Raw genomic sequence first — 24,562 nt, forward strand, 5'->3', positions numbered from 1 at the left:
TACAATGCTTTCATAACAATTGCTGGGAAAGCATCCATGTTCCAATGGCTGAAGCGACTGCTCGCCAAACCTGAAAGCCGGCCGCCAGCGGCCGCCCCTGCCGCGCCGGCGCAGCCCGCGCCCACACCGGCGCCGGTCCCCGTGCTCTCGCCGGCCCTTGAAGGCGGCCCCGATTTCGAACAGAAGGACCTGGTCAACTCCACCTTCCAGCGCTGGCTGTTTGGCCTGCGCAAGGACGATTCGCTTGATACCACCGCGCCGGAAGGGCGCGTGCTGCACGAATTGATCCTGGCCGCGCAATCGGGCCACAACGCGGCGGACATGCTGCGCCGCATGCCGGGCGTAATCCCGCAACTGCTGCAAAGCCTGCGCAGCGAGAATTTCGCCGGCGCAGATATCGCGCGCAAGATTTCCAACGACCTGGTGCTGGTGGGATCGGTGCTGCGGCTGGCCAATGCCGCCATCCAGAACAGCGGCGAAGCCACCACCATCAACAGCGTCGAGCACGCCGTGATCGTGGTTGGACAGGAAGGCTTGCGCCAGTTGATCACCACTGTCGCCTTCCGCCCCATCATCGATTTGAATTCGGGGCACTACACCAGGCTGCTGGCACCGCGCATCTGGGAGCAGTCCGAGAAAAGCGCCGTGGCCTGCCGCATGCTGGCCCCGGAATTCGGCATCGATCCGTTCGAGGCTTTCCTGGCGGGCCTGGTGATCAATTCCGGCTTGCTGACCGCCTTGCCGGTACTGGACAGCGCCGGAGCCAGGCCGGGCGAGCTAGGGTCGGCCACGTTCCGCGCCCGACTTGCCCACGAGGCGCTTGCCATTTCGGCCGGGATATCGGAGGCATGGAATTTCCCGCCGTCGATCACCCAGGCGATACGCGAACAGCAGACCATGCGCAAGGGCGAGCCGCGCACGCCGATGGCGCGCGTGCTGGCGGTGGGCGACTACCTGTCAAAGATTCGCGTGCTGCAGGCAAACCGCGAGATCAACGATACGGAACACAACCTGTTCCACGACCTGCCGCTGGGCGCCATGCCCTGCTACGCTGCGATTTAAGCTGCACTGCCGCTCCAGTCGAACTGGCCGCCGCTGCCGATGAAGAGCGGCTGCTGCGTACCCAGCGCGGCGCGTACGCGCAGCTTGACTTCCTTTGGCGGCAGCAGGTAGGCCGGCCCCAGGTCGGGATTGAAGACCAGCTTGCGCACCACCATGTCGCCCGCCACCTGCCGCACCGTGCAGCGCGCGCCGCCGACGACCATCAGCTTCTGCCGGTAGACGTGCTCGCCCAACTCCTGCTCCTTCTGCTGGGCGGCCTGGGCTTCCTTCATCGCCACCTGCAGGCGCGCCACCATCTTCAGCGAGGGGCCGACCTTCAGCGCCATCTTCTGGAACAGCACCAGCTGCTCCTGGTTCAGCGTGACTTCCTGCTTGCGCACCTTGCTGGCCAGTTGCAGGTAGTTGCGCACTTCCTGGTCGGCAGTGATGGCGTCCATCTGCTCCTTGCAGCGCTGCGCCTGCTGCTCCTGCCTTTCCGCGCGGGCGGCGCATTCGGCCAGCTTGTCGTCGTACTTGCTGGTGTCCGGCACCATGACGTGCAGCTGCATCTCGGCCTGCTTGCGCGGCCCGGCGCTGTCGATCTCGATGCGGCGCGCGGCAATGGCGCAGCCGGCGGCCAGCTTGATCAGCACTTCGTCGGCCATGATCTCGCAGTTGTAAGCCTCGGCGATGATCACGCGCGAACCGGTAATCACGCAATTCTGCGCCTTGCCCAGCACCACCTCGCCATTTTTCGACTGCAGCAGCGCGCCGGAAGCGACGCCTGATACGCGAATATTGCCGTCGGCGTTGGTGGCGCTGCCGCCCATCAGGTTCTTTTGCAGCGCAATCGTGCCGCCGCGCGAGACGATGTTGCCGAAGACGTCGGCATGCACGGTGATATTGCCGCCTTCCACCGTGCGCTGTTCCTGCACTTCGCCGAACTCCTCGTAATCGCCATCGAGCTTCAGGTTGCCCGTGGTGCGCGCGGACACGCCTTCGCGGCTGACGATCTTGGGGCCGATGGAAATGCGCTTGCTTTTGCTGTCGACGTTGATGAAGCCTTCGCGCGAGGAGACCAGGTAATCGACGCCATCGTGGTGCTCGACCACCGTGCCTTCCCCGGCCACCGTGGCCAGTTCCAGGTCGCGCGGCTGTGGCGGGTCGAGCACGATGCCGGACAATTCGAAACCGCGCGTGCCCGCCTGCGGCGGCTCGCGGCGCAGCAGCCGCACCTGGGCCTTCACTTGCGGGAAGCGGTTCTGGAAGCTGTGCAAGTCGAAGCGGCCATTGGCCAGCAGGCGCGGAGCATTGGAGCGGTGGATGCTTTCCGATACTTCCACGATGGCGGCGTCGCGCCCCGGCACCGGCGGCAGCCTGCGCGCCACGATCAGGCGCGCCACCTTGCCGCTGGCAATGGCTTCGCGCACCACCGGCGCATCGATGCCGAAGCGAATGCCCTTGGTCCACATATCGGCCACGAATTCGCCGAAGTCGAGGTGGGTCGGCAGCGGTGCCTCGCCTCCGGCCTCCACGAACACGGGTTCGAAATAGTATTCCGCCTCGCCGCCGACGATGCGTACCGACTTGTACAGGTCGCGCCGCCCGCTGGGGAATGGCACGATATCGTCGGCAAAGCGCCACAAAGGCTGGCCGTCCATGCCTTCCGGCAGTTCGGGACCGACGCCATACAGGGCGCGGATGAAGACGCCGTAATCGAGGCCGCGGAAACAGGCGCCGGACAGGAAAACCTGGTTGGCAGCCGCCTGCAGCAAAGCCGCCGCGGCTTCGGCCTTGAAATACACGCCATCGGCGCGCTGGACCAGCGACGATGGCAGATCGCCAGCCGCCGCGGCGGCCGATGCAGCGTCTGCAGGCACCATGTCTCCCGGGTAGTCTTCTTGCGCCATTGTACGGCTATCGGCCCACTACGCTACGCTCGCCTCGGCCTGGGCAGCGCCATGCCAGTTCACGCTGCCGCTGGCGCCGGCGAAGATGACCAGGCTATCGAGCCGGGGCCCGCGCAACAGGACTTTGTAATCCTTGGCGGCCGCCATGAAGTTGGCCGCTACCACCTCGCCCAGCGGCAAGGTGCGCACCAGCACCTCGCCGTCGACCAGGGTGACGCGCACCGAGGAACGTGCGGCGGCATCGCGCTTCAGCGCTTCCAGTTCGTCGCGCCGGGTGCGCGCACCCCCGATCGACTCTTCCGCCACCCTGATCGACTGCAGCAACTGGCCGATCTGCTTGATGTGCGGCGCCACCGCGCCCGCCACTTTCTTAAGGTGCGGCACCTGGGCCGGCGTCAGGTGGATCTCTCCCTTGCGCAGCTTTTCGGCCAGCGTCAGGTAGCTGCGCACTTCGGCCATGGCATTCAGGCGGTCATGCTCGGCGCGCCAGGCGGCAATTTCCGCTTCGTGCACGGCGACCTGTTTTTGCAGGGTTTCCAGCTCGGCGTCGTGGCTGGCGACGTCTTTCACCACCACGTAGACCAGCATTTCGCTGTTCTTGCGCGGGCCGGCGCTTTCCACCAGCACGCTGCGGCCGGCAACGGCGCAGCCGATGGCCAGTTCAATGCTCACTTCGTCGGCAAAGATTTCGCAGTTGGACGCCTCCGCGATCACCACCTTGGGCGCGCTGATGACGCAGCTTTCGGCGCGGCCGGTGATAGTAATCGTGCCGCAGGCAGTCTGGATGGTGGAACCGGAGGCCACGCCTTTAATGCGGATATCGCCCCTGGCGTTGATGGCCCGGCCGGCCATCAGGTTGCGGCCAAGGACGATGGTGCCGCCGCTGGAATTGATATTGCCGAACACGTCGCCGTGCACGGTGATGTCGCTGCCGTTCACGTCGCGCAGTTCCTGCACGTCGCCGAATTCTTCGAAAGCGCCCATCAGCTCCAGGTTGCCGGTGGTACGGCCGGACACGCCTTCGCGGCTGATGATCTTGTCGCTCAGCGCCACCTGCCCGCTTTTCGGGTCCACGTTCAGGAAGCCTTCACGTGCCGCCACCAGGAATTCGCCATCGGCTTCGCGCGCGATGACCGTGCCCTCGCCGGCATAGCGGCTGAAATCGACGTCGTTCGGCGCCAGCGCGGCCAGCGGCTGGCCGGCGATATTGCGGCCCGGCTCACCCGGCACGCCGGGCAGCTTTTGCAGCAGGCGCATGCCTTGCTTGATCTGGGGGAAACGGTTCTGGAAGCTGGTCAGGTCGACCGTGCCATCGGCGCGCTGGCGCGGCGCGTCGCTGCGGTGCAGTTCGGACGCCACTTCCACCACGCGCGCATCCTGTGCCGGCGTCGGTTCCAGGTCGAGCGCCGCGGCCACCCGTTCGCCTTTCGGCGCCGCCAGCGCAGCGCGCACGGCCGCCACCTGGATGCCGAAGCGCACGTTCTTGAGCCACATGTCGGCCACGAATTCGTCGAAATCGAGGTGGGCCTGGCGCTCCGGCAGCAGGGTGCCGTCCGACAGCTCCTCGGCCGGCAGGTAGATCGGTTCAAAGAAGTATTCCGCTTCGCCGTCGCGAATCCTGACGTTGCGGTACAGCGGCTTGCGCTCGGCGGGGAATGGCGCCACCCGATCGCCAACGCGCACCAGCAGGTCGGGACCGGGCGCCAGCTCCGGCCCCACGCCGTACAGGGCGCGCGCCAGCACCGGATAGTCCAGCCCCTGCAGCACATAACCGCTGCGGTACAGCACATCGACCGCGGCGCTCAGTTCAGGCGCGAGCAGGCGCAGGTCCAGGTAGACCCCATCGGGCCGCTGGACCACGCCGGCCGGCAAGCTGCCGGCGCTTTCCTGTTGTGCAATTTGGGACAAAGCTCCTCCTCCAGTGCCCTATTTTTGGGCGCGCCGGGGCGCGTTGTCTTGCGGGCAATCAATATTACACGCAAAACATTAAATTCCGGAGGTTTTCTGGGCCGAAAGTGCTCTTAACGTTACGTAAACGTCACAAAATCACCGCCTGCGCGGCAGGGAGTACACTTGCTGGCCCGCTTCATTGATCTGGCGGCGCAGGTCGCGACGTTCGTCCGGGGTCATGCGTCCCCCCATGCGGCGCGAGTCTGCGTTGTCTCGGTCGTCCACCATGCGCGGCGCATCGTCCATGCGCCCCTCATACTGGCGTGGATAGCGCACTTCGCGGGCGTCGTTCATGCGATTGTCGCGAAAGTCGCGCGGCGCTTCGCGGCGTTCTTGCTGGCGGTTGCGCTGGTCGGACTGCGCTTGCGCGCTGGCCATCACGGTGCAGCACAGGCCGGCGCACAGCGCCAAAGCCGCTTTGCCCAATCCTGTTTTCGCACCAAGTTTCATCGCAGTCCTCGTCGTACTTGCCGTATCCATGCCCGCAGTGTATGCGCTCCAACTTCCCATAGTAAGAGCGACCCGGTAAAGTTTGTAAGAAAATGTAATGAGTTTTCACCGGTATGGCACCGGCCATCAATATGACGTTACCATAGCGACATGCATCTGACAATTCAACAAGATCAACATCCTTATGAATACCACCACTAACCCTCCTGCCGCACCAGGCGGCACGCAAGGCCACCAGGCCAAGATCATGGTGGTGGACGATGACGTCCGCCTGCGCGACCTGCTGCGCCGCTACCTGACCGAGCAGGGCTTTAACGTCGTCACCGCCGAAAACGCCACCGCCATGAACAAGCTGTGGCTGCGCGAGCGCTACGACCTGCTGGTGCTGGACCTGATGCTGCCCGGCGAAGACGGCCTGTCGATCTGCCGCCGCCTGCGCGGCGCCGGCGACCAGACCCCGATCATCATGCTCACTGCCAAGGGCGAAGACGTGGACCGCATCGTGGGCCTGGAAATGGGCGCCGACGATTACCTGCCCAAGCCATTCAACCCGCGCGAGCTGGTGGCCCGCATCGGCGCCGTGCTGCGCCGCAAGCAGCCCGACGAAATCCCGGGCGCACCTTCCGAGCATCCGCAAACTTTCGAGTTCGGCCAGTTCGTGCTGGATCTGGGCACGCGCACGCTCAAGAAAAATGGCGAAACCGTGCCCCTGACCACGGGCGAATTTTCGGTGCTGAAAGTGTTTGCGCGCCATGCGCGCCAGCCGCTGTCGCGCGAGAAGCTGATGGAGCTGGCGCGCGGCCGCGAGTACGAAGTGTTCGACCGCAGCCTGGACGTGCAGATTTCCCGCCTGCGCAAGCTGATCGAGCCGGACCCGTCCAGCCCGCTGTACATCCAGACGGTGTGGGGCCTGGGCTACGTCTTCATTCCCGAGGGCCAGCCGCGCTGATTTTGGGCTGTCGATGAAATTCCGCCTGCCGCGCCCGGCGTCGCTGACCAGCGGCCTGTTCTGGCGCACTTTTCTCTTGCTGAGCGTGCTGACCACGCTTTCCATGTCGGCCTGGTTCGGCATGGTCAACTACGTCCAGCGCGAACCGCTGGCACAGCAGACTGCCGCCCAGGTGGTGTCGGTGGTGACCATTACGCGCGCCGCCCTGACCCACTCGGCGACCGACTTGCGGCGCGAACTGCTGTTCGAACTGGTGTCGAACGAAGGCATCCGCGTGTTCACCATGGAGGACGACGACGAGGTGGCGCCGCCGCCCAGCTCGGGGCTGATGGCCGACATCCAGACCCTGGTGCGCGCCAAGCTTGGTGCCGATACCCGTTTTTCCTCCGAAGTGAACGGCGTGCCTGGCTACTGGGTCAGCTTCAAGATTGCCGATGACCGCTACTGGCTGATGCTGGAGCGCGAACGCCTGCAGGGGCCGGTCGAATGGCTGGGCTGGGCCGGTGTGGTGGCGCTGGTGTCGCTGCTCGGTGCAGCGCTGATTTCCAGCCTGATCAACCTGCCGCTGAAACGGCTGACCGCCGCCGCGCGCGAGATTGCCCAGGGCCGCCACCCGGACCCGCTGCCGGAAGTCGGGCCGCAGGAGGTGCGCCAGGCCAACCGCAGCTTCAACCAGATGGTGGATGACCTGCAGCAGGTCGAATCCGACCGCGCGGTGATCCTGGCCGGCATCTCGCACGACTTGCGCACGCCGCTGGCGCGCATGCAGCTCGAGGTGGAAATGGCCAACCTGTCGCAGGAGGCGCGCGAGGGCATGCAGTCGGATATTGCGCAGATGGATGCCATCATTGCGCAGTTCCTCGATTACGCCAAGCCGACCGAAGCGTCCAGCTTCATCAATGTGGACATGGCGGCGCTGCTGGCTGAGAGTGTGCATGAGGCGGGGCGCCATCCCGATGTGCGGGTTACGGCTGAGCTGCCGGAACAGGCGCATGTGCTGGGCAATGCGACCGACCTCAAGCGGGTGATTGCCAATCTGGTGGAAAATGCGCGGCGCTATGGCAAGACGCCCGAGTCGGATGTGACCGAGATTGACATCAAGTGCTCGGTGCGGGGCATGCATTCGGCCAAGCGGGTGATTGTTGAGGTGCAGGATCATGGCGTGGGGGTGCCGGAGGGGCAGATTGCGCAGTTGCTCAAGCCGTTCACGCGGCTGGATACGGCGCGCGGGCAGGCCAATGGGGCCGGGCTGGGGCTGGCGATTGTGGACCGGGTGCTGGCGCGGCATGAGGCGGAGCTGGAGGTGTCCAATCGTGAAGGTGGTGGGCTGAAGTTCACTATCACTTTGCGGGCTCTCTGAAAACCGGCAAACCCGGGTCTGACCCGCAGGGTCGGACCCTGTCTGCTCATCTGCCGCTGGGTTCGGTTGTGCGCTTTTGATCTTCGCAGAAAGCCAAAGACTTGCAACCCCAGCGCAGGACTTGAAACCGTTGCGGGTCTGACCCTTGGGTCTGACCCAGATGTGCGGGTTTTAGACTACATTGAAGCCATGTACATCAAACATGGCTTCGCCGACGCCATCGGCCACACTCCCCTGATCCGCCTCGCCCGCCTCTCGGCCGAGACCGGCTGCGAAATCTTGGCCAAAGCCGAGTTCATGAACCCCGGCGGTTCCGTCAAGGACCGCGCCGCCCTGTCCATCCTCCTCGACGCCGAGCGCTCCGGTCGCCTGCAACCCGGCGGCACCGTGGTCGAGGGCACGGCCGGCAACACCGGCATCGGCCTGGCCCACCTGTGCGCCGCACGCGGCTACCAATGCGTGATCGTCATCCCCGAAACCCAGTCCGAAGAAAAATTCGCCATCCTGCGCACGCTGGGCGCCGAAGTGCGCCCCGTCAAAGCCGTCCCCTACGCCGACGACAACAACTACCAGAAAGTCGCCGGCCGCCTGGCGCAGGAATTGCCCGACGCCATCTGGGCCCAGCAGTTCGACAACCTCGCCAACCGCCAGGCCCACTATGAGCGGACCGGTCCCGAAATCTGGCACGACACCGGCGGGCGCATCGACGCCTTCACCTGCGCCACAGGCACCGGCGGCACGCTGGCCGGCGTCGCCCGCTACCTGAAGGAGCAAAAGCCCGCCGTCCGGATCGTGCTGGCCGATCCCTGCGGCAGCGCCCTCTACAACTGGATCAAGCACGGCGAATTGAAGAGCGAAGGCAGTTCGATTTCGGAAGGCATCGGCAACAGCCGCGTCACCGCCAACCTGCAAGGCACGCCGATCGACGACGCCATCCGCATCGACGACAGGGCTTGCGTACAGATGGTCTACCGCCTGTTGCGCGAGGAAGGCCTGTACGTGGGCGGCTCCAGCGGCATCAATGTGGCCGCAGCGGCGGAACTTGCAAAACAGATGGGGCCAGGCCACACCATCGTCACCCTGCTGTGCGACCGCGGCGCCACTTATGCGGCCCGCCTGTTCAACCCGGAATGGCTGGCTCAAAAAAAACTTTTGTAATGTGTCGATCTGGCGCCCGCCCGTTCGTCGTGGGAATATGGAGGCCGCAAAAAGCGTCCTCTTTCCTCAACAACGAATGGAGAATGACCATGACTGTCAAACCGATTCCAGAAGGCATGCGCACTGTGACCCCTCACCTGGTTTGCGAAGGCGCTGCCGCCGCTATCGATTACTACAAGAAGGCTTTCAACGCGGTAGAAAATTCCCGCATGCCCGGGCCGGGCGGCAAGATCATGCACGCCCAGATCAGCATCGGCGATTCGCACATCATGCTGGTCGACGACTTCCCCGAGGGCGGCTGCTTCGGTCCTAAACATTACAAGGGCACGCCCGTGACCCTGCACATTTACGTGGAAGACGTGGACGCCGCCTACAAGCGCGCCATTGACGCCGGCGGCACCGCCAAGATGCCGCCGGAAGACATGTTCTGGGGCGACCGCTACGGCGTGCTGGTGGACCCGTTCGGCCATAGCTGGTCGATTGCCACCCACAAGCGCGACCTGACTCCCGAACAGATGCAGGAAGGGATGAAGGAAATGATGAGCAAAATGCCTGAGTGCAAAGCCTAAGGAGACCGACAACATGCGATTCATGCTCATCGTAAAAGCCACCCCCGATTCCGAAGCCGGCAAGATGCCGAAAACCGAACTGCTGGAAGCCATGGGCAAGTTCAACGAGGAACTGGTGAACGCCGGCGTACTGCTGGCCGGCGAAGGCCTGCACCCCAGTTCGCGCGGCGCCCGCGTGCATTTCTCGGGCAGCAAGCGCACCGTCATCGACGGCCCGTTCCAGGAAACCAAGGAGCTGATTGCCGGCTTCTGGCTGATTCAGGTAAAGTCGCTGGCTGAAGCCATCGAATGGGTCAAGCGCTGCCCCAATCCGATGGAGACCGATTCAGATATCGAAATCCGCCAGGTGTTCGAGGCCGAGGATTTCGGCGCCGAATTCACGCCCGAACTGCGTGAGCAGGAGGCGCGCATCGCCAGCAAGATCGCAGCGCCCGTTTAAAGGAGACTTCAATGCAGTACATGGTAATTCGGAAGGCCGACGCCACCTCGGAATCGGACAACTTCCCATCCGCTGAACTGGTGCAGGCCGTACCGGGTGCCAAATGGCTGCGTTCCAGCGCCGACGGCGGCTTGCGCATGCGCCGCCGCGACGGCCAGTGGCTGTACGAAGAAGGCCCGTTCGAAGATGTGAGCGTGGCCGGCTTCACCTTCATCGAGGCCGAAGACCGCCGCGCCGCCAGCGAACTGGCAGCGCGCTGGCCATCGGCGGACGCGGAAGGCAGCGCCGTGGTCGAAGTGCGCGAAGCCGGTTGCCCCGGCGGCTGCGTAGGCTTCGACACCGGCGCGGCGCCCAAGCATACCGCCTGGGCCATCCTGTTGCGTTCCGATGCCGTGGCGGAGCAGGATTTCGAACCGCCGGCGGCAGTGATCGACATCATGAACCGCGCCAACAATGCCGGCATCGCCGCCGGTGTTGCGCTGTCCGGCGAAGGCTTGAAGTCCACCGCACGCGGTGCGCGCGTCAAGTTCAGCGGCGGCAAACCCTTCATCACCGACGGCCCGTTTGCCGAGGTGAAGGAACTGATCGCCGGTTATTGGGCGGTGGATGCGGCTTCGCGCGATGATGTTATCGCCTGGGTCAAGTCCTACCCCTACCCTAACCCGGGCGATATGGAAGTAGAACTGCGCAAGGTTGCGATCTAATCCCGCATGGCGGTGGAGGCGCGCAGCACGAGTTGCGCGTTGACCACCGTCAGCGGCTCGACTTCCTGGCCTTCGATGGAGGCCAGGAGTTTCTCCATGGCCGCCGCGCCCATCTGTTCGCTGTTCAGGTCCACGCTGGTGAGGGCCGGCGAAGCGAAACTCCCGAACTGGATATTGTCGAAGCCCACCACGGAGACGTCTCCGGGGACGCGGAAGCCCAGCGTCTGGGCGGCTTTCATGAAACCGAGCGCCAGCAGGTCGTTGAAGCAGACCAGCGCGTCGGGCGGCTGCCTGCCCAACATGATCGAGGAGCTCAGTTTCTCGCCCGCCGACGACGCTGGAGCGTCGGCTTCGAATACGCTCAGTTCCAGTCCTTGCGCCGCCAGTGCCTCGCGCACGCCGGCCATGCGCTCGCGGTCGCGGCGCGAATTAGAGTAACCCATGTAAGCTACCCGCTTGTGGCCTTGCGCCAGCAGGTGACGCGTGACCATGAAGGCGCCAAGCTGGTCGTCGCTGGCCACGGATGGCAGCTTGATGTAGTCAGGCCGGCCGAAAAACACCGATGGGCGGTTCAGCGCCAGCAGCCAGTCCAGTTCCTCCTCCGGCGTGCGGGAATAGACGATCATGCCGTCCACGCGCCGGCTCAGGGCTTCCAGCAGTTGACGCTCGCGCTCCGGGGTTTCTTCGGTATCGACCAGCAGCACGGTGTAGCCGTGGGACTGGGCCACGCGGTTGGCGCCTTTTACCACGCTGGCGTAGTGAGGGTTCGTAATATCCAGGATCGACAGGCCGATGGTCCTGGTGCGCCCGGTAATCATCGACTGCGCCATCGGATTGGAGCGGTAGCCCAGCTCCTCAATGACGCCGGCCAGGCGGGCTTCGACCGCCGGCGAAAAGCGCTGCGCGCCGTTGACGAACTTGGAAACCGTGGCCGTGGATACCCCCGCGGCGGCTGCCACATCACGGATTGTCGCTACGCTCTTCTTCATCGGCCGGTACATTATTGGAAAAGTTGCCGAGTTTATCACGCCATCACTGCCGTGATGGTAAAGTAGCTGGATGAACGACAACAGCATCCACCGCGCCATCGACGCTGTCTGGCGCATTGAAGAAGCAAAGATTATCGCGGTCCTGACGCGCATGCTGCGCGACGTCGCACTGGCGGAAGAGATGGCGCAGGATGCGCTGGTCAGCGCGCTTGAGACCTGGCCGGAGAACGGCACGCCCGACCGCCCAGCCGCCTGGCTGATGCAGGCGGCGAAGAACAAGGCGCTCGACTACCTTCGCCACCAGAAGCTGGTGCACGAGAAAGAGCCCGAGCTGACTTACGAAATCGAAGGCTTGCTGCAGGACGCCGCGCCGGACCTGGAGCGCGAGCTCGATGACAATATCGGGGACGACCTGCTGCGCCTGATCTTCATTTCCTGCCACCCGGTGCTGACCATGGAAGCGCGCGTGGCGCTGACCTTGCGCCTGCTGGGCGGCCTGACGACCGACGAAATTGCACGCGCATTCCTGGCGTCCGAATCGACGGTGGCGCAGCGCATCGTGCGTGCCAAGCGCACCCTGGGCGATGCCAAGGTGCCGTTCGACGTGCCGCGTGGCGCCGAGCTGGAAGAACGCCTGGCCGCGGTACTGCAGGTGATCTACCTGGTCTACAACGAGGGCTATTCGGCCAGCGCGGGCGCCGACTGGATGCGCCCAGCCCTGTGCAACGAGGCGCTGCGCCTGGTGCGCATCCTGGCCGAGCTGGTGCCCGGCGAACCGGAGGTGCATGGGCTGGTGGCGCTGATGGAGATCCAGTCTTCGCGGTCGCGCGCGCGCACGGACGCGCAGGGCAAGCCTGTGCTATTGCTGGAGCAGGACCGCACGCGCTGGGACCAGATGCTGATCCGGCGTGGGCTGGCGGCGCTGCAGCGCGCGCAAGCGTTGAATCGGGTGCCCGGGCCATATGTGCTGCAGGCCGCCATCGCTTCCTGCCACGCCCGCGCGCGCCGGGCCGAAGACACCGATTGGCAGCAGATTGCCGACCTGTACCTGGCGCTGGCGACGCGCGCGCCTTCGCCGGTGGTGGAATTAAACCGCGCTGTGGCGCTGGCCATGGCTTATGGGCCGGCGGTGGGGCTGGAATTGGTGGACCAGTTGGTCGACGAACCGGCGCTCAAGCAGTACCACTTGCTGCCAAGCGTACGGGGCGACTTCCTGTTCAAACTGAACCGCCTGCCCGAAGCACGTTTCGAATTCGAACGCGCCGCGAAGCTTACGCAAAATGAGCAGGAGCGCCAGCTATTGCTGACGCGCGCTGCGGCCTGCAGTTAAACAGGAGAGAACCTATGATCAAAGTCAGTGTCATGTACCCATACGCCGCAGGTGCGCGATTCGATCACGCCTACTACCGCGAGAAACATATGCCAATGGTGAAACAGCGGCTCGGCGCAGCGTGCCTGTACTACACGGTGGACAAGGGCGTTACAGGCGGCGCTCCGGGCACAGATCCCGTTTATGTGGCCAAGTGCGATTTCGTCTGCACCTCGGTCGAAGCCTACCAGGCAGCCCGCGCGCCGCACGCGCAGGAGATCTGGAGCGACATCGCGAATTACACGGATATTCGACCGGTGCTGCAGATCAGTGAAGTGGTGGTTGAGCGTTCAGAGGCCTGATTCAAGGTTCAGTCATTCGCTTATGGCGTTAGCGCAACGCTCTGCAAACGAGGTTTTTTTCATCAGCGTGTCGATTCGGTGTAGCGCCGTCCGTCGTCAGGATGCAGCACCGAACTCCCGTTCCATATCAACCAAGGAAACGCCATGAAAAAACAAGTCATCCTCAACTTGCCAGTGAAGGACCTGGAAAAGTCCAAGGCCTTCTTTTCCGCGCTCGGCTTTACGTTCAATGCGCGGTTCAGCGGCGAGAACGCGGCATTCATGAACGTCGTCGGCGACACCATCCAGGCCATGCTGACGACCGAGCCTTTTTTCAAGTCCCTGATTGACAAGCCCGTCGCGCAGGCCAAGGAAGCCAACGAAGTGGTCATCTGCCTGAGCTGCGAAAGCCGGGAAGAAGTCGACACCCTCATCGCCAAGGCCGTTGCCGCCGGGGGCCGCACGCCGCACCCGCCGGAGGACCATGGCTTCATGTACGACCAGGGCTTCGAGGACATCGACGGCCACCTGTGGAACCTGGTGTGGGTGGCGCCGGAGGCCTGACGGCGGTCAGGCGCGTTCGAGAGCGCCGTCGCGGCGCGTGCGGCGGTAGCGCGGCAGGTCGTCGCAGATCGGCTCCCAGTGCAACCGGTTGTCGGCAAAGGTGTGGTCTTGCGGCGGCAGTGCTTCGGGATCGTCCAGGCTGGAAGTGGTGACGTCCAGTTCGCCGGGCGTGCTGTCGTCGGCAAAGGTGAGGTGGGTGCCGCAGACGCCGCAGAATTCGCGCGTCACGCCGGGGCTGGAATGGTAGATGGCGGCCTTGCCGCGCACATAGCGAAACTGGGTACGCGGTACGCTGAACCAGGCCACGCTGGGCGCGCCGGACAGGCGGCGGCACATCGAACAATGGCACCACGTGCAATTCAACACCGGCGCGTCTGCCTCATACTGCACTGCGCCGCAAAAACAGCCGCCCGTGTACATAGGGATCTCCCTACTCCAGCAATTTGGTCATGAGCAGTTCCGCCGAGCCGTAGCCAAACAGCGAATCGCTCTCCAACCCCTCCGTGTCGTATGGCACGGACACTTCGCGCTCCGGCTTGGCCGGGTCGTCGCCGTAGGTTGCCTGCCAGGCACGCTTCAAGGCGTCGGCGCGGCGGATGAACATCGGCACCGGCCAGTCGCTGCGCTGGAAGCCGATGGTGTTGCCGATCACCGGCCAGCGCCCGTTGGCCACTGCGATGTCGCCGGTGCGAATCACCTTCAGCGCATCGTTGGCCGTCAACGGCTGTACTTCCGCCAGCGTTGGCAGCGTCCAGTGGATCGGCCCGAACAGGTAGGCCAGCATGACCTTTCCTTGCGGCGACAGGCGGGCCACCAGTCCGGTGGCATAGCCGCCATTTCCAAGCGGGATGGCAAACCAGCTGCCCTCCCGGTACGGCTGCAACTTCATCGACTTCCTTTCTGTTTGCAGCGCGGTACCAGGAGCTTACTCGTAGTGGTACTGCGCGGCGATCGGTCCCGCCTTGAACAGCGCTTCCTTCATTTCCTTGTCCATTTTCGGGTCGCGCCGGCGCACCCATTCCAGCAACATTGCGATCTGCTTGCGCGTGGAATCGCGGTGGCTGGCCATGACCAGCTTCAGCTCGGGGTCGGTGCACGTTTCGATGCGCTGGTTTTGCAAATCCAGCATCTCGATCTTCTCGCTCAACGACGTCAGCGCCCGGTGCATGTCCAGCACCTGGGCATTCAAATAGTCGCGCGGCTCGACCACGTGTTCCTGTGTCATCTCACTCTCCTTAGGCATGCGGATACACGCATTGTCAGCCTGCGGCGCGGATTTCTCAAGTGTAGCAAGGCGTGCTGCGGGGTGTCGCACGGATGGGCAAGATTTGCGCGATAATGCCCGGCACTATGCAAAACTTTGAATTCCACAATCCAACCCGCGTCATCTTCGGCGTGGGGCAAATTGCCGCCTTGGCAAAACATATTCCTTCCAATGCACGCGTACTGATGCTCTACGGCGGCGGCAGCATCAAGTCGAATGGCACTTACGACGAAGTGCGCACGGCCCTGGCAGGTCACACCGTGCTCGAGTTCGCCGGCATCGAGCCAAATCCGCGCTATGAAACCTTGATGAAGGCGGTCGAGCTGATCCACCGCGAAAACATCGATTTCCTGCTGGCTGTAGGCGGCGGTTCTGTTGTCGACGGCACAAAATTTGTTGCCGCGGCGGCGGCATATGACGGCGATGCCTGGGACATCCTGAAAATCGGCGGCAAAGTGATCAAGGCTGCCCTGCCCTTTGGCGCTGTCCTGACCCTGCCGGCTACCGGCTCGGAAATGAACAGCGCCAGCGTGATCAGCCGCGCCGAGACACAGGAAAAGCGCGCCTTCATGAGCCCGCATGTTTATCCGCGCTTCTCGGTGCTGGACCCGGCCAAGACCCTGACCCTGCCGCTGCGCCAGGTCGGCAACGGCGTGGTCGATGCCTTCGTCCACACCACCGAACAATACCTGACCTACCCGGCCAATGCGCCGGTACAGGACCGCTTTGCCGAAGGCTTGCTGCAAACGCTGCTGGAACTGGGCCCGCAAGTGCTGGCGCGTCCGGACGATGTGGAAGTGCGGGCCAACATCATGTGGACCGCCACCATGGCGCTGAATGGCCTGATCGGCATCGGCGTGCCGCAGGACTGGGCAACCCACGGCATCGGCCACGAACTGACCGCGCTGTTTGGCCTGGACCATGCACAGACGCTGGCGATTGTCCTGCCTGGCATCCTGCAGATTCGCCGCGAAGCCAAGCGCGGCAAGCTGCTGCAGTATGCCGAACGTGTCTGGGGCCTGCATGCCGGCAAGGGCACCGACGATGAGCGCATCGACGCGGCCATCGGCAACACGCGCGCCTTCTTCGAGCAGATGGGCGTGCCGACCCGCTTGTCCGGCTACGGCCTGGGCGCGGATGCGATCGACGCCACCGTCGCAGCCATGGAAGCTGCGGGCCTGACGGGCCTGGGCGAACGCCGCGATATCACGCCTGCCGACGTGCGCAAGGCGCTGCAACTGAGCCTGTAGTACAATACCGCCTCGCTAGGGGTCCTCGCGCAAGTGCGCGGGGTGAGAAATACCCTCCGAACCTGATCTGGATAATGCCAGCGAAGGAAAGCGCAGATGGTTGAAGGCCCGCAGCCCCGGGGCCCGCTCTCACCCTCGTGCTCTCCTGCTGGCGCATAACGTACAGCCTGAGCACATCATGAACAGCACCCACATCAATAGCAAAATTAGCCTGGCCGCACTGGCCATTGCTTCCGCCTTCGCCCCTGCCGCCCATGCGCAGGACCAGAAAATGACCGAAGTGGTCATTACCGCCAATCGTGTGGCTGCCGAACGCGCGTCCGTGGCCGGATTCAGCGACCAGCCGTTATTGCAGACGCCTGCTTCCGTCACCGTACTGACTCGCGAACAGATTCAAGACCTGAACATCGGCACTACCACTGACGCCGTCAAGTACGACGCGAGCATCGGTGACGCGTACAACGCCGTTGGCTATGCCGAACAGTTCTCAATTCGCGGCTTCAAGCTGAATAACGCCAACTCATACCGCAAGGATGGCCATCCGATTTCCGGCGATACCCAGATCCCTCTGGAGAACAAGGAAAGCATCGAAGTGCTGCGCGGCCTCGCCGGCCTTCAGCAAGGCGTCGCGGCGCCAGGTGGGGTGGTGAACTACGTGACCAAGCGTCCAACCGAGAACAACCTGCGTTCCGTGCAGTTCAAAGTGAGCGAGCGTGGCTCCGTGCTGGGCACGGTAGACCTGGGCGGGCGGTTCGAAGATAGCCGATTCGGCTACCGTTTCAACGCTGCGGGTGAACGCATGCGCTCCATCATCAAGGGCGCCGACGGTCATCGCAGCTTCGTATCCGGCGCTTTCGATTTCCGCATCAGCCCTCAGGCGTTGCTGCAAATCGATGCCGACTACCAGAAGAAGTCGCAGAAGTCGGCACCAGGCTTCCAACTGATCGGCGGTACCAATCTGCCGGTGGCCGATGCTGACACGTTCCTGAATGACCAGCCTTGGGCCAAGCCGGTGGAGACTGAATCCAGCAATATCGGCGTCAACTTCCAGTACCAGCTGTCGCCTGAGTGGAAAGCCACCCTGAGCGCCAACCAGCATCGCTTCAAGCGCGACGACTACACCGCCTTCCCTTACGGCTGCTCAAGCGAATCGTTGTGGCCAGGCTACTGCACCAACGGCGACTATGATGTTTACGACTATCGCAGCCTGGGTGAAGAGAAGAAGCCGCTGTCTGCCAAGGCGCTGTTGAATGGCCGCTTCGCCACCGGTTCGATTCGCCATGAACTGGCTGCCGGCTTGTCCTTCTTCAGCAACCATGAGAGCTGGGGCGATTACGTGTACGAACTCGCTGGCGTCAGCAACATTTATCGCCCAGTCGCGGTACCGATGACCGACAAGCAGGTTGGCCCGGTTTCCGAGCGCCGCAACGATCATGAGCGCTCCGCCTTTGTGCAGGACATCATCGGCCTGACCGATCAACTGGCGCTGCATACCGGCGTGCGTTACGCGTCCCTGCGCCGCAATGAGGTTGACGTGGTCCCGGTTCGCGAGAATTTCTGGTTGCCGAATGTGTCGCTGGTATTCAGCCCGACCGCCAAGCTGTCCTACTATGCGAACTACGCCCAAGGCTTGCAGTACGGCGGCGTGGCGCCGCTCGGCACCTCCAACTACCCTAGCGCGCTCGCGCCCGGCAAATCAAAGCAGGTGGAAGCCGGCGCCAAAGCCGAAATCAACGGCATCTCGCTGTCGGCAGCGATTTACCAGATTGACCAGGGCCTGGAGTTTACCGACCCGGTTTCCACCGCATTCGTGCGCAGTGGCCAGGAACGTCATCGCGGCCTGGAATTTGCGGCGCAAGGCAAGGTTACCCGCGATCTGCTGCTGGGTGCTTCGATGGCCGCCATCCACGCAAAACAGGAAGACACTGGCCTGGCCGAACTCGATGGCAAGCGCGTGACCAATGTGCCGAACTTCAAGTCCACTGTGTGGGCTGATTACGCCGTGGCCGAAGTGCCTGGCCTGAAGCTGAATGCAAACTGGAGGTTCTCTGGCCGTAAGGCGTTCGACCAGGAGAACAAGACCATGGTGCCTTCCTACCATGTGGTCGACCTGGGCGGCTCCTACGCTACCCGCGTGAGCGGTTCGACGGTGATCCTGCGCGCGCAGGTGAAAAACGCCTTCGACAAATTCTACTGGCGCGATGTGACGCCGGAACTGGGCGGCTACCTGTTCCCTGGTTCGCCGCGCACCTTCCAGCTGTCGGCGCAGGTGGACTTCTAAATTAGCAATGCGGAGCTGAGCCCTACGGGGCTCGCTCCGCCAGCAAACGAGCGTTCGACGGACCTTGGTGAAATGTACTGGGCGCTCGCATTCGTTGAACGCCCCGTACGTACTCTTTCAAGAGCAATGGAATCATCTGTAATCATCGAGGCTCAATGCCCAATTTAGAACAAGTACTGCGCACGCATCGAGAAGGAATTGGCTGCGCGTCCTGAGTTTTTGCCAAACAGATAGGCTGCTTCGTATTTGAAGCGGCCCGCTTCGCCGAAGAATGCCGGGCCTGCGCGGTGCGATTGTCTTTTCGACGGTAGCCAGTCGTTCCACTTCCCTACTTCGCCAAAGCCTTGCAGGCCGGGAGAGAACCAGCGCTTCCAGCGTTGTTTCACCTGCCACTGGTAGGCCAGTTCGGTGTCGTTCTGCTCCCCGTTGTCCATCTCACGCTGGAAGAACACATTGAAGTTCAACTGGGTGCGCCAGATCTGCGTTTGCAGGACTGGGCCGATTTCAACGTAGTAGCCGTTATCGCGCCGCCGGGCACGCTCCACCAGCGTATGCAACGCGACGTCGACGTCGTACTGGCCCTGGGTCAGCAGGAAGTCGTTCTGCCATTCGACGCCGGTGTTGCGGGTTTGCCGCCCGTTGCGTTGAAACCATTGCGTGGTGAGTTCGGTGTACCAGCGCGACGTTACGCCATAGCCGATGCCGATTTCCGGGCTGGCGGTGTTGCGCGAATTCTTGTAGTGGGCGTTCCAGTATTTGTAGTCGATTGAAGCCTGGCCTTCGACGTCGTAAACGGTGACCATGTAGTAACCGGTCTCGCCAAACGCCGCCAAGGGGAACATGGCGGCCAACGCGAGCAGTTTTTTCATGCTTCAATCCCCCAGGAGTTGAGCTACTTGCTTCAGGCGTTCGTCGAGGTCGCCCGAGATGCGCGTGTACGGCATGCCGCGCCGGGCCAATTCATCGAGCAGGATCGCATCAATAATACCGCTGACATCCTGCTCCTCATGATGAAGTCCGTCAGGTATCCAGGCAAATTCAGGCTTGCAGACCAGGGTTATGTCGTATTGGCGCGACGATGCGAGACTTTCGAGCTGCTCGTCGATGCCGCCGAAGTAATGGATGCTGTAGACCGCCGTCATCAGCGGCGTGGTGTCGCAAAAGAGGAAGCGGCCGCCCTGTGCGGCCAAGGCATCTTCCCGCGCCACCTGGGTGGTGGCGATGTGGAACTGGTCGGTCGATACGGGAACGCATTGGCGCGCGTCGCAGAATTCGCGCAGGTATTCGGGCACCCAGATGGCGCCGTAGCGCTCTGCCAGCGCCTGCGCCAGGGTGGTCTTGCCGGAGGATGCAGCGCCAATGATGGCGACGCGGTATGGCTGCTTCATTTCCAGACGACTGCTTCTTCCGGTTCGTCACCGCTGCTGCCCTGCCAGGCCAGCAGGCCTGCGACGGCCATTGCGACGAACATGCCGTACAGGACGGCCGTCAGCATCAGGCCTTTGTGGACGTACAGCGCGACGTACAGCACGTCGACGATGATCCAGACGTGCCAGTTCTCGATTTTCTTGCGCGACAGGAGGGCTTGGCCGACCAGGCTGCCGGCGGTCAGGAAGGCGTCGGCGTTAGGGACGTCGGTATCGGTAAAGCGGCGCAGGAACCAGGCCAGTATGCCAAAGCCCGCCAGCCATGCCACCCCGCACACTGCGCGGCCGCGCGCATTCAGCGTCGACACGCCCAGCTGGCTTCCATGGTTCCCGTGCAGCCATTGGTACCAACCCCAGATCGAAACCGTGATGAACACGCCCTGCAGCGCCATGTCGCCATACAGCTTGGCGCCGAAGAACACCGCGCCGTACATGGCGGATGACAAGATGGCAAACAACCAGGCCCAGTGATTCTGGCGGATGTTCAGCCATACGGTCAGCACGGACAGCACGAACGACACCAGCTCCAGTGGCGTGGTGGCGGCAAGGCCGAACAGGGAAATGGTTTCGTTCATGGGTTTGCGTTTGGGTGACGCGGGATTATGCCATGAGCAGGAGTCCTAGCCAAACCAAGCAGTTGCATTTTTAGAATCACCTTCGGGCGGCAGTAAGACGGCAGTGGAGGAAATGTTTGAAATTCTCGACGAGGCGATCAGTGCTTGGATGAATGGATTCGTGGCTGCGCAGTCCAGGCGCTCCGCATCAACTCTCGATGGCTATCAATGGAAGAACGTCTTCCTTCCTGACGGGACAACGCTGCGAAACGTCTACAGGCGCACAAGCTATCTGGCGCACGTCGAAGGACGTGCATTGCGCTTCGAAGGCAAAAGCGTTTCTGCTGCCCAGTTTGTCAACCAAGTCGGCGGTTCATTTCGCAACGCATGGGAGACGATATGGATTGGTTTTCCAAATGAAGGAGAGTGGCAACGAGCGATGAACTTACGCAAGAAAATGCCTCAATTTAAGAGCAAAGAAGGTCGAACAAGAGGAAAAAAGAGCGCCTAAGAGCGTTTAAGAGTTTTGCCCCAAATCGAAAAGGGGCTCATTACGAGCCCCTTTCTTGGTTACTTCTGCGGATACTTGATCGTCATTTCCTTCAGAAGGTTGTCCGCATGGTCAACCTCCTTCATCACCCACAGCATGTAGCGCACGTCCAGGTGGATGGCGCGCGTGATGTCGCGGTCGAAGTACCAGTCCTTGGTAATCGACTCGTAAGTGGAATCGAAGTTCAGGCCAATCAGTTCGCCACGCTTGTTCATGACGGCGGAACCGGAGTTGCCGCCGGTCGTGTCAGCCGAGGACAGGAAGTCGACCGGCACGGTACCCAGTACCGGGTCCTTGAACTGGCCATAGCGCTTGGCCTTGACCGCATCGATCAGCGACTGTGGCGCATTGAACGGCTCCTTGCCGGTGTTCTTCTCAAGGATGCCTTCCACCGTAGTGAACGGGCCTTTGGTAATGCCGTCACGGCCCGGGTAGGCCGACACGGTGCCATAGGTCACGCGCAGGGTGGAGTTCGCGTCAGGGTAGACCGGCTTGCCCTGCGATTTCTTCCACGCGATCACGGCGCCCATGTACTGCGGGATGATCTTTTCCAGGTTGCCGTCGACTTCCTTGCGGCGCTCTTCCAGCACCATGGCCGCGCCGTGCATGCGCACGGCCAGCTTGATGAACGGGTCGGCGGACTGTTCGAATTCGGCCGGCGCCTTGTCCATCCAGGCCAGGCGGGTTGCGGTATCGGCCAGGCCGGACTTCTGGTACATGGCAGGCACGTCGGCGATGGCCGGGGTCAGGTTATCCAGCCACTGCGGATGTGCCTTGGGCGGCAGCTTGGCGTAGCGCTGCAGGCCTGCCACGTAGCGGGCCTGGTCGACCGATGCCACCAGCGACTGCTCCAGGCGGCTCAGGCGCGCTTTGATGTTGGCCAGGTCGCGTTCCTGGAAGCCCGATTCGCGGTCAGCGTCCGGCTTCTGCTTTTCCAGCGCCAGGCGGTACAGGGTGCGCGCGGATTTCAGCAGGTCGCTGTAGGTCGCCACGCCGTAGGCGAATTCGTCGTCGCTCAGTTCCATGTCGGCGGCGATAGCGGCATCCAGTTCGGCCAGCATGGCTTGCGAAGATTTGGGCTGCTTGCCGTACCAGGCGCGGAACTCGGCGTCCTGCTTGTCCTTGATGGCAGCGATGTCCTTGCGGGCGAAGCCGTCCAGCAGGCCCTGGGTCTTCTTCATGCGATTGTTGATCGACTTGACCACGCTGGCATAGCGCACCACGTCGTTTTCCTTGCCCTTGGTGGCGGCGGCAATGGCGTCCAGGTCGGCCTGGTAGTCGGCCACCATGGCCGGGTAGCTCAGGTCGCGCGCATAGCGGATCTCGACCGGCAGCTTGTAGCGGCTGGTGCGGCCTGGATAGCCGGCCAGCAGGATAGGATCGTCGTTCTTCAGGCCTTCGGCGGACACCACCAGGAAGTCCTTCGATTTGTAAGGCACGTTGTCCGGCGACGGGTCGGCCGGCTTGCCGTCCTTGCCCACGTAGGCGCGCAGGAAGGAGTAATCGCCGGTGTGGCGCGGCCATTCGTAATTGTCGATGTCGCCGCCGTAGTTGCCGATGGATTCAGGCGGCGCGTAGACCAGGCGCACGTCCTTGATCATCATCTGGCGGATGCGGTAATACTCGGCGCCGCGGTGGAAAGCCGGCACGGAGCAGCGGTAGTTCTTGTCGGTCTCGCACTCGGCGATCAGCGCCTTGATGCGCTTTTTCACTTCGGCGTTGCGATCCTTGCCGGCCAGCTTGTCCAGGCCGTCATTGACGCGGGCGGTCACGTTGTCCACCTTGTCGGTCACGTAGACGCGGGTGGTCGGTCCGCCCGGCAGTTCTTCGGCGCGGGTCTTGGCCAGGAAGCCGTTGGCGATATAGTTCTTTTCAGCGGTCGAATTGCGCTGGATGGCGCCGTAAGCGCAGTGGTGGTTGGTGACCACCAGGCCGTCAGGGGATACGAACGACGCGGAGCAGCCGTCCAGCGACACGATGGCGCTCATCGGATGCCTGGACAGGTCGGCCAGGCGTTCGGCCGGGATGGTGATGCCGATGCGCTTCAGTTCTGCCTTCAGTTGCGGCAGTTGGTGCGGCTGCCATTGGCCTTCGTCGGCCATGGCGGGAGCGAATGCTGCTAGCAACGCTGCCGAAAGTGCGAGTTTTTTAGTCAAATCAGTCCCCTGAACGTATAAAAGCACCGGCAGTATATGCGTTCCCGGCATGCAGGGCTATTGACTTTTTGCTTACAAAGGGAGGCGAACCGTCACGCAGCATCCCGCACCGGCTTCGTATTCATTCAGGGTAAAGCTGCCATGCAGGGCGTCGGCGCGCTCCTGCATGCCGATCAGCCCAAAGGAGCCGGGCCGCTCGCGGCAGGACGGCGCGATGCCGATGCCGTTGTCCTCCACTTCCAGCAAGGCCACCTCGTCCTCCACTGCAAGCCGCACCGCAACCTGGCTGGCGCGCGAGTGGCGCAGTACATTGACCAGCGCTTCCTGCACGATGCGAAACAGTACCAGGCCGGTTTCGCTGTCGATGGCTGCCAGATCGCCGTCGCCCGGCAAGGCCAGTTCGTAGTGCAGGCTGCTGCGGTGGCGGAAGTCGTTCACCAGCCATTCCAGTGCCGCCGCCAGGCCCAAATCCAGCACCGAAGGGCGCAACTCGTTCATGATGCCGCGCACGCTGCGCAGGGTGGCATCAATATTGTCCAACGCGGAGGCGACACGCCGCGCAAAACGCGTCTGACGGCCGCCCATGCGTTCATTCAGCTGCACGATGTCCATCTTCAGCGCCAGCAGGTTCTGCCCCAGTTCATCATGGATCTCCCGCGCAATACGCTTGCGCTCTTCTTCCTTGACGGTGGCCATATGGGCCGACAATTGGCGCAACTGCTCGTTTTCATGCTGGAGTTCAGCCGTGCGCTGCGCGACTCGCGAATCGATTGAGTCGGTCAGCACTGCTACGACACTTTCCGCCTGCCCATCGCTGCCCGCCAGCATGCGCAGCACCAGCGTGGCTTGGAAGCGTCCGCCGTCCGGGCGCCGGCCGCGCACTTCGCCATCCCACTCCCCAGCAGAAAGTGCACAATCCCAGGCGGCCTGGCCGCACAGCTCCGACAGCAAGGGTCCGAGTTCAGGTGTTCCAGAACCGCCCCACATTGCAGAAAACGCCGGGTTTACGGTGTGGATACAGCCTTGGGCATCGGCCATGGCAACGCCGTCGCCAACGCTATCGAGGGCAGCGAACAGCCGGCGCAGGCCACCTTCCTGCAGCAAGCCCATGGAATGTTGTTCGCCGGGCTCGATGAATTGCTCAAACAAGCCGGCATAGCGGCGTAGCGCCTGCCCGGTCTCCCGCTTTTGCCGATCCAGTTCGGCCAGCGCGGCAAGTTCCAGTCCGCGCCACGGACGCAGTGCGTTATGGCTCATGCGATTTCAGCCCGGTTTTGATACAAGCCAGCCATGTAAATATAGCTCCGGTCCAGGGGTTGGTGATATTTTTTTGATTAGATTAACATA

At 62.9% G+C, this 24,562-nt stretch carries 25 protein-coding genes and 1 riboswitch; of the genes, 13 read left to right on the forward strand and 12 right to left on the reverse strand.

Annotated features, from left to right (window positions below; all coding sequences use genetic code 11):
• The first annotated feature begins 36 nt into the window (after positions 1-36).
• Positions 37-1,062: an HDOD domain-containing protein gene (locus ACN9MZ_RS20550; protein WP_426338780.1), complete on the forward strand. Its 1,026-nt coding sequence runs from the start codon at positions 37-39 to the stop codon at positions 1,060-1,062.
• Here the strand turns inward: ACN9MZ_RS20550 and ACN9MZ_RS20555 are convergent.
• From ACN9MZ_RS20555 to ACN9MZ_RS20565, 3 genes are all read right to left on the reverse strand, one after another.
• On the reverse strand, positions 1,059-2,951 hold the full coding sequence (locus ACN9MZ_RS20555; protein WP_426338781.1) for a flagellar assembly protein A: 1,893 nt from the start codon (positions 2,949-2,951) through the stop codon (positions 1,059-1,061). The two genes, ACN9MZ_RS20550 and ACN9MZ_RS20555, sit on opposite strands and share 4 nt — an antisense overlap.
• An 18-nt stretch (positions 2,952-2,969) precedes the next feature.
• Positions 2,970-4,859: a flagellar assembly protein A gene (locus tag ACN9MZ_RS20560; RefSeq protein ID WP_426338782.1), complete on the reverse strand. Its 1,890-nt coding sequence runs from the start codon at positions 4,857-4,859 to the stop codon at positions 2,970-2,972.
• A gap of 138 nt (positions 4,860-4,997) precedes the next feature.
• The gene (locus ACN9MZ_RS20565; RefSeq protein ID WP_426162658.1) at positions 4,998-5,351 is read right to left on the reverse strand and encodes a hypothetical protein; all 354 of its coding nucleotides are present in this window, start codon (positions 5,349-5,351) and stop codon (positions 4,998-5,000) included.
• Between the two features lie 184 nt (positions 5,352-5,535).
• On the opposite strand from ACN9MZ_RS20565, the gene ompR reads away from it, so the two are divergent.
• The 6 genes from ompR to ACN9MZ_RS20595 all read left to right on the forward strand — a co-directional run bounded on the left by ompR (position 5,536) and on the right by ACN9MZ_RS20595 (position 10,530).
• A complete protein-coding gene (gene ompR, locus ACN9MZ_RS20570; RefSeq protein WP_426338783.1) occupies positions 5,536-6,300 on the forward strand; it encodes a two-component system response regulator OmpR in 765 nt (254 codons plus the stop codon).
• A gap of 13 nt (positions 6,301-6,313) precedes the next feature.
• Entirely contained in the window at positions 6,314-7,660 is a 1,347-nt protein-coding gene (locus ACN9MZ_RS20575; protein WP_426338784.1) for an ATP-binding protein, read from the forward strand.
• 189 nt (positions 7,661-7,849) lie between these two features.
• Positions 7,850-8,818, forward strand: coding sequence for a cysteine synthase A (locus tag ACN9MZ_RS20580; protein ID WP_426338785.1), 969 nt, complete (start codon positions 7,850-7,852; stop codon positions 8,816-8,818).
• Between the two features lie 83 nt (positions 8,819-8,901).
• Positions 8,902-9,387: a VOC family protein gene (locus ACN9MZ_RS20585; RefSeq protein WP_426338786.1), complete on the forward strand. Its 486-nt coding sequence runs from the start codon at positions 8,902-8,904 to the stop codon at positions 9,385-9,387.
• Between the two features lie 13 nt (positions 9,388-9,400).
• Positions 9,401-9,826, forward strand: a complete 426-nt coding sequence (locus tag ACN9MZ_RS20590; RefSeq protein ID WP_426338787.1) for a YciI family protein — start codon at positions 9,401-9,403, stop codon at positions 9,824-9,826.
• Between the two features lie 11 nt (positions 9,827-9,837).
• Complete coding sequence (locus ACN9MZ_RS20595; protein WP_426162664.1) at positions 9,838-10,530, forward strand: YciI family protein; 693 nt, start codon at positions 9,838-9,840, stop codon at positions 10,528-10,530.
• Here the strand turns inward: ACN9MZ_RS20595 and ACN9MZ_RS20600 are convergent.
• The gene (locus ACN9MZ_RS20600; protein WP_426338788.1) at positions 10,527-11,519 is read right to left on the reverse strand and encodes a LacI family DNA-binding transcriptional regulator; all 993 of its coding nucleotides are present in this window, start codon (positions 11,517-11,519) and stop codon (positions 10,527-10,529) included. The two genes, ACN9MZ_RS20595 and ACN9MZ_RS20600, sit on opposite strands and share 4 nt — an antisense overlap.
• A 70-nt stretch (positions 11,520-11,589) precedes the next feature.
• Between ACN9MZ_RS20600 and ACN9MZ_RS20605 the strand changes: the two genes are divergently transcribed.
• The 3 genes from ACN9MZ_RS20605 (at position 11,590) to ACN9MZ_RS20615 (ending at position 13,733) form a co-directional block, all read left to right on the forward strand.
• Complete coding sequence (locus ACN9MZ_RS20605) at positions 11,590-12,849, forward strand: RNA polymerase sigma factor (protein WP_426338789.1); 1,260 nt, start codon at positions 11,590-11,592, stop codon at positions 12,847-12,849.
• Positions 12,850-12,863: 14 nt separating this feature from the next.
• Positions 12,864-13,190 carry an EthD family reductase gene (locus ACN9MZ_RS20610; RefSeq protein WP_426338790.1) on the forward strand — a complete coding sequence of 109 codons (327 nt, stop codon included), beginning with the start codon at positions 12,864-12,866 and terminating at the stop codon, positions 13,188-13,190.
• Between the two features lie 144 nt (positions 13,191-13,334).
• Positions 13,335-13,733: a VOC family protein gene (locus ACN9MZ_RS20615; RefSeq protein WP_426338791.1), complete on the forward strand. Its 399-nt coding sequence runs from the start codon at positions 13,335-13,337 to the stop codon at positions 13,731-13,733.
• Between the two features lie 6 nt (positions 13,734-13,739).
• On the opposite strand, the gene ACN9MZ_RS20620 is transcribed toward ACN9MZ_RS20615, so the two are convergent.
• From ACN9MZ_RS20620 to ACN9MZ_RS20630, 3 genes are read right to left on the reverse strand one after another with little or no spacing between them, the layout of a single operon-like run.
• Positions 13,740-14,153 carry a GFA family protein gene (locus ACN9MZ_RS20620; protein ID WP_426338792.1) on the reverse strand — a complete coding sequence of 138 codons (414 nt, stop codon included), beginning with the start codon at positions 14,151-14,153 and terminating at the stop codon, positions 13,740-13,742.
• 10 nt (positions 14,154-14,163) lie between these two features.
• Positions 14,164-14,622, reverse strand: a complete 459-nt coding sequence (locus ACN9MZ_RS20625; RefSeq protein WP_426338793.1) for an immunity 26/phosphotriesterase HocA family protein — start codon at positions 14,620-14,622, stop codon at positions 14,164-14,166.
• Between the two features lie 36 nt (positions 14,623-14,658).
• On the reverse strand, positions 14,659-14,958 hold the full coding sequence (locus ACN9MZ_RS20630; protein WP_426338794.1) for a ferritin: 300 nt from the start codon (positions 14,956-14,958) through the stop codon (positions 14,659-14,661).
• 125 nt (positions 14,959-15,083) lie between these two features.
• On the opposite strand from ACN9MZ_RS20630, the gene ACN9MZ_RS20635 reads away from it, so the two are divergent.
• Complete coding sequence (locus tag ACN9MZ_RS20635; RefSeq protein ID WP_426338795.1) at positions 15,084-16,247, forward strand: iron-containing alcohol dehydrogenase; 1,164 nt, start codon at positions 15,084-15,086, stop codon at positions 16,245-16,247.
• A gap of 7 nt (positions 16,248-16,254) precedes the next feature.
• Positions 16,255-16,353: riboswitch (TPP riboswitch) on the forward strand.
• A gap of 72 nt (positions 16,354-16,425) precedes the next feature.
• A complete protein-coding gene (locus tag ACN9MZ_RS20640; protein ID WP_426338796.1) occupies positions 16,426-18,528 on the forward strand; it encodes a TonB-dependent siderophore receptor in 2,103 nt (700 codons plus the stop codon).
• Positions 18,529-18,692: 164 nt separating this feature from the next.
• Here ACN9MZ_RS20640 and ACN9MZ_RS20645 read toward each other — a convergent pair whose 3' ends face one another.
• The 3 genes from ACN9MZ_RS20645 to pnuC are packed head-to-tail and all read right to left on the reverse strand — an operon-like array spanning position 18,693 to position 20,530.
• Positions 18,693-19,397 (reverse strand): hypothetical protein, encoded by a 705-nt coding sequence (locus ACN9MZ_RS20645; RefSeq protein ID WP_426338797.1) that lies wholly within the window; start codon positions 19,395-19,397, stop codon positions 18,693-18,695.
• Between the two features lie 3 nt (positions 19,398-19,400).
• On the reverse strand, positions 19,401-19,916 hold the full coding sequence (locus tag ACN9MZ_RS20650; protein ID WP_426338798.1) for an AAA family ATPase: 516 nt from the start codon (positions 19,914-19,916) through the stop codon (positions 19,401-19,403).
• Entirely contained in the window at positions 19,913-20,530 is a 618-nt protein-coding gene (pnuC, locus tag ACN9MZ_RS20655) for a nicotinamide riboside transporter PnuC (protein WP_426338799.1), read from the reverse strand. Before pnuC ends, ACN9MZ_RS20650 begins: the two co-directional genes overlap by 4 nt.
• Before the next feature lie 112 nt (positions 20,531-20,642).
• Here pnuC and ACN9MZ_RS20660 point away from each other — a divergent pair, with 112 nt between their 5' ends.
• Positions 20,643-21,020 carry a hypothetical protein gene (locus ACN9MZ_RS20660; protein ID WP_426338800.1) on the forward strand — a complete coding sequence of 126 codons (378 nt, stop codon included), beginning with the start codon at positions 20,643-20,645 and terminating at the stop codon, positions 21,018-21,020.
• A 59-nt stretch (positions 21,021-21,079) separates the two neighbouring features.
• Here the strand turns inward: ACN9MZ_RS20660 and ACN9MZ_RS20665 are convergent, their stop codons facing one another.
• Both ACN9MZ_RS20665 and ACN9MZ_RS20670 read right to left on the reverse strand, forming a co-directional pair.
• Positions 21,080-23,161 carry a S46 family peptidase gene (locus tag ACN9MZ_RS20665; RefSeq protein WP_426342936.1) on the reverse strand — a complete coding sequence of 694 codons (2,082 nt, stop codon included), beginning with the start codon at positions 23,159-23,161 and terminating at the stop codon, positions 21,080-21,082.
• Positions 23,162-23,287: 126 nt separating this feature from the next.
• Positions 23,288-24,472, reverse strand: coding sequence for a histidine kinase (locus ACN9MZ_RS20670; RefSeq protein WP_426338801.1), 1,185 nt, complete (start codon positions 24,470-24,472; stop codon positions 23,288-23,290).
• Positions 24,473-24,562: the final 90 nt, after the last annotated feature.

Source organism: Pseudoduganella sp. S-14, assembly GCF_049913285.1.
In the GTDB taxonomy this organism is placed as follows: domain Bacteria; phylum Pseudomonadota; class Gammaproteobacteria; order Burkholderiales; family Burkholderiaceae_D; genus Rugamonas.

What these genes read in the sequence shown, in the direction of transcription:
- pnuC (WP_426338799.1), bottom strand. Translation starts at nt 20,530, where the DNA reads ATGAACGAAACCATTTCCCTGTTCGGCCTTGCCGCCACCACGCCACTG.
- ACN9MZ_RS20645 (WP_426338797.1), bottom strand. Translation starts at nt 19,397, where the DNA reads ATGAAAAAACTGCTCGCGTTGGCCGCCATGTTCCCCTTGGCGGCGTTT.
- ACN9MZ_RS20575 (WP_426338784.1), top strand. Translation starts at nt 6,314, where the DNA reads ATGAAATTCCGCCTGCCGCGCCCGGCGTCGCTGACCAGCGGCCTGTTC.
- ACN9MZ_RS20640 (WP_426338796.1), top strand. Translation starts at nt 16,426, where the DNA reads ATGAACAGCACCCACATCAATAGCAAAATTAGCCTGGCCGCACTGGCC.
- ACN9MZ_RS20670 (WP_426338801.1), bottom strand. Translation starts at nt 24,472, where the DNA reads ATGAGCCATAACGCACTGCGTCCGTGGCGCGGACTGGAACTTGCCGCG.
- ompR (WP_426338783.1), top strand. Translation starts at nt 5,536, where the DNA reads ATGAATACCACCACTAACCCTCCTGCCGCACCAGGCGGCACGCAAGGC.
- ACN9MZ_RS20555 (WP_426338781.1), bottom strand. Translation starts at nt 2,951, where the DNA reads ATGGCGCAAGAAGACTACCCGGGAGACATGGTGCCTGCAGACGCTGCA.
- ACN9MZ_RS20635 (WP_426338795.1), top strand. Translation starts at nt 15,084, where the DNA reads ATGCAAAACTTTGAATTCCACAATCCAACCCGCGTCATCTTCGGCGTG.
- ACN9MZ_RS20605 (WP_426338789.1), top strand. Translation starts at nt 11,590, where the DNA reads ATGAACGACAACAGCATCCACCGCGCCATCGACGCTGTCTGGCGCATT.
- ACN9MZ_RS20610 (WP_426338790.1), top strand. Translation starts at nt 12,864, where the DNA reads ATGATCAAAGTCAGTGTCATGTACCCATACGCCGCAGGTGCGCGATTC.
- ACN9MZ_RS20565 (WP_426162658.1), bottom strand. Translation starts at nt 5,351, where the DNA reads ATGAAACTTGGTGCGAAAACAGGATTGGGCAAAGCGGCTTTGGCGCTG.
- ACN9MZ_RS20660 (WP_426338800.1), top strand. Translation starts at nt 20,643, where the DNA reads ATGTTTGAAATTCTCGACGAGGCGATCAGTGCTTGGATGAATGGATTC.
- ACN9MZ_RS20630 (WP_426338794.1), bottom strand. Translation starts at nt 14,958, where the DNA reads ATGACACAGGAACACGTGGTCGAGCCGCGCGACTATTTGAATGCCCAG.
- ACN9MZ_RS20665 (WP_426342936.1), bottom strand. Translation starts at nt 23,161, where the DNA reads ATGGCCGACGAAGGCCAATGGCAGCCGCACCAACTGCCGCAACTGAAG.
- ACN9MZ_RS20595 (WP_426162664.1), top strand. Translation starts at nt 9,838, where the DNA reads ATGCAGTACATGGTAATTCGGAAGGCCGACGCCACCTCGGAATCGGAC.
- ACN9MZ_RS20615 (WP_426338791.1), top strand. Translation starts at nt 13,335, where the DNA reads ATGAAAAAACAAGTCATCCTCAACTTGCCAGTGAAGGACCTGGAAAAG.
- ACN9MZ_RS20650 (WP_426338798.1), bottom strand. Translation starts at nt 19,916, where the DNA reads ATGAAGCAGCCATACCGCGTCGCCATCATTGGCGCTGCATCCTCCGGC.
- ACN9MZ_RS20590 (WP_426338787.1), top strand. Translation starts at nt 9,401, where the DNA reads ATGCGATTCATGCTCATCGTAAAAGCCACCCCCGATTCCGAAGCCGGC.
- ACN9MZ_RS20625 (WP_426338793.1), bottom strand. Translation starts at nt 14,622, where the DNA reads ATGAAGTTGCAGCCGTACCGGGAGGGCAGCTGGTTTGCCATCCCGCTT.
- ACN9MZ_RS20620 (WP_426338792.1), bottom strand. Translation starts at nt 14,153, where the DNA reads ATGTACACGGGCGGCTGTTTTTGCGGCGCAGTGCAGTATGAGGCAGAC.
- ACN9MZ_RS20550 (WP_426338780.1), top strand. Translation starts at nt 37, where the DNA reads ATGTTCCAATGGCTGAAGCGACTGCTCGCCAAACCTGAAAGCCGGCCG.
- ACN9MZ_RS20580 (WP_426338785.1), top strand. Translation starts at nt 7,850, where the DNA reads ATGTACATCAAACATGGCTTCGCCGACGCCATCGGCCACACTCCCCTG.
- ACN9MZ_RS20600 (WP_426338788.1), bottom strand. Translation starts at nt 11,519, where the DNA reads ATGAAGAAGAGCGTAGCGACAATCCGTGATGTGGCAGCCGCCGCGGGG.
- ACN9MZ_RS20585 (WP_426338786.1), top strand. Translation starts at nt 8,902, where the DNA reads ATGACCATGACTGTCAAACCGATTCCAGAAGGCATGCGCACTGTGACC.